The sequence below is a fragment of the Candidatus Margulisiibacteriota bacterium genome (assembly GCA_018822365.1).
Classification (GTDB): domain Bacteria; phylum Margulisbacteria; class WOR-1; order O2-12-FULL-45-9; family XYB2-FULL-48-7; genus XYB2-FULL-45-9.
Map to the genome: position 1 here is coordinate 1 of JAHJKL010000065.1, position 2,611 is coordinate 2,611.

The 2,611-nt window shown below is 49.1% G+C and carries 1 protein-coding gene; it reads left to right on the forward strand.

The window, feature by feature from the left end; all coding sequences use genetic code 11:
• Positions 1-2,611, forward strand: a 2,611-nt coding sequence (locus tag KKF06_06200) for a hypothetical protein (protein MBU1617341.1), incomplete at both ends; no start/stop codon positions are given.

Sequence of the window (2,611 nt, forward strand, 5' to 3'; positions counted from 1 at the left end):
ATGAAATTGACCGCTAACGTCAGCGAAAAAGCGCAGGTTATCATCAAGCTCAACAATCAATCTAATAAAAAAACAACGGCGTACTTAACGCAAGCAAATACTTCCCCGCTTAATGCTTACAGCTTTTCCGCTTCCTACTCCTGGCCCTTCAATAACTCTTTCAATCCCGGACCCGAAGACGGCCTCTACCGGGTCGAAGTAATCGCCCGCGATGATGCCGGGAACGAAAGCCCCCCCCGCACTCTTGAAGCGATCCGGATCGATCGGACCCCGCCAACCATTTTTGGACAAATAGCCAACCCATATGTTTTGACCAACATCGGCGCCAATGCTTATAAAACAACACTATCTTATCAATTGTCGGAAAATAACGACGCGGAAGGGAATAAAAGGGATCAAGGGGTCAAGGTGAAAGTAAAAGTATTTAATGTTAATACCGGTCAGGAGGTCGATTTTTTTGAAAACGCTCCTGGTTTGATTAACGAAGAAAACAAGCTCTCCTGGAACGCCGCTCGATCCCTTGATGCCTCGATCCCTCTCCCCAAAGGGGCCTACAAATTCCAAATTACCGCGACCGATGATGTCGGCAACAGCTCGACCGCGTATTCATCGTGCGTTAAAGACGGGATCGCCCCTAGCATCTCTTTCCCGGCGGAAGACGCCGAAATCTCCGGGCTGGTTGCCATCCGCGGTACCGCCATGGACCCCGACTGGTCAAATGATAAACCGTTTAAGCAGTACAGTTTTTACTATAAAAAGGGTGAGGGCTGGGAAACCGCCGCCCTCGAAGTCCCTCTTATCAATCGAGCGGGCGGGACTCCGACAAATGTCTCTTTGCGGCCTCTGCAAAATGACGCGACCCTGGCATATTTCAACACCAATGGGCTGGAGAATGGGGAATACACTATCATGGTGGTGGTTGATGAAGCTAACGGTGAATCGCTCGCCGCGACCAGGGTCGTCAAAGTCAATAATAATTCATTTGCTTCAACCATGGCGACCTCCCCATACGTTAAACTCAACCCCCTTGCTTCAAACGTCGACTTTCGAGCCGATGATTCGGTTAAACTCCCGATCGGCTTCATCAACAGCGTCAAACCAGCCAATGTTTATGTGGAAATACTGCAGGTATTAAGGGGCTCCTCGATACCTGGATCCCTTGATGCCTTGACTCCTGTCTTCTTCAAATACTTCCCCAACATTGCCGGCGCTCCGTTTGTCGGTAAGCCCGACTATAAGCCGGGGACCGATCTTGGCTACTTTATTTGGAGCGATGAATCCGGCTACCATATTCGTTGGTCGGCCGATGGTTCCAGCCATAAATTCAGTGGTAGTTTGATCGCGATGGGGGGGACTGTTAATGTAATTGGCGGCAACTCTTCTGTTTCCACTGTCGGGAGCATGATCAGCTGGAACAAAACGATTTCCGGCGGGGAGGGGGGCTTCGATTTTACCGCTGACGGCGGCCAGCTGATGATCACCCCCAAGCTTGATGAGGACCCAGGTTCCCCTTCGATCTACGCCGACAATGTCTACCTGGGGATTACTAAACAAACCCAGCAATTCCTGCCGCTCGTGATCGATGTCACCGGCCAACGACTGGTTAATCTTGCTGAAATGGGGAAGACTTCTTCTTCGACCGCGGTTCAGCCTCCTTCCGGGATTGACTGGGATGGTCACCTGGATACGGGGGCTTATGTTGATAACGGGAGCTATATTATTAGGGTAATTGCCGAGGGGGCTGATGGGCGAGGCCTGGCTTCGGATGAGGCGGTGGTTAACGTTACCACGCCGTTTGAATTGAAGGTCAAAGAAATAACCAATAAAGAGTTTAGTTCTCTTTCCGTTCCTGATCGGGTTTCGGTTTTCTACAATGTGTCCAAGGATTCGGTTATAACCGCGCGGGTTGAGAAGGAGAACGGCGAATTTGTCGCCAGCCTGGCCGCCGGAAAAGACGCGGTTGTTTGGCGCGGGAATTATCCCGACAGCGATTCGTCCCAGATAGTGACCGGTGGAAATTATAAGATCATTTTAACCGCCACCGCCAAAGACGGGTCGGGGAGCAAAACCGAAATTATTGACGGGATTAAGGTCGTCTCCTTTGCCAGGAATGAAGAGCTGGTCTCTCTGGCGCCGCTTGGCGGAGAAATTGATTATAACGACGGCCTTGGATTGAAAAAGATTCGTTTAGCGGACGGAGAATCGCCGTTTTATTTTGAGGCCAAAGGCTTTGGCAGTTTCCATCCGGTTAAAAATTTAACCTACACCCTTGCCGCCCAGGGGAAACAGCGGTTGACCGCTTATCCATATATTCCATTTGCCGGTTTGATGCATCGGGGATTTAATCGTGTATTTGGAAAAATTAAGGTTAAATTTAATTCGCATTGTTATCGGCCGTCAAAAGATATGCTTGGCTTTGATAATGGCCAAGCGCATACAATTATTAACAGTGAATCAGATTATAAAACGTTTGAATTATCTGAAAATAAGCCGATATATGAGTTAACATTTAACCTCAATGCCGCCGATTGGGATTGGCAAGGGATAACTGGTGTCGATGCCTTGGTTGAAGTGCGTTCCGATGGCGAGTTTTTACTTGATAAAATGAATG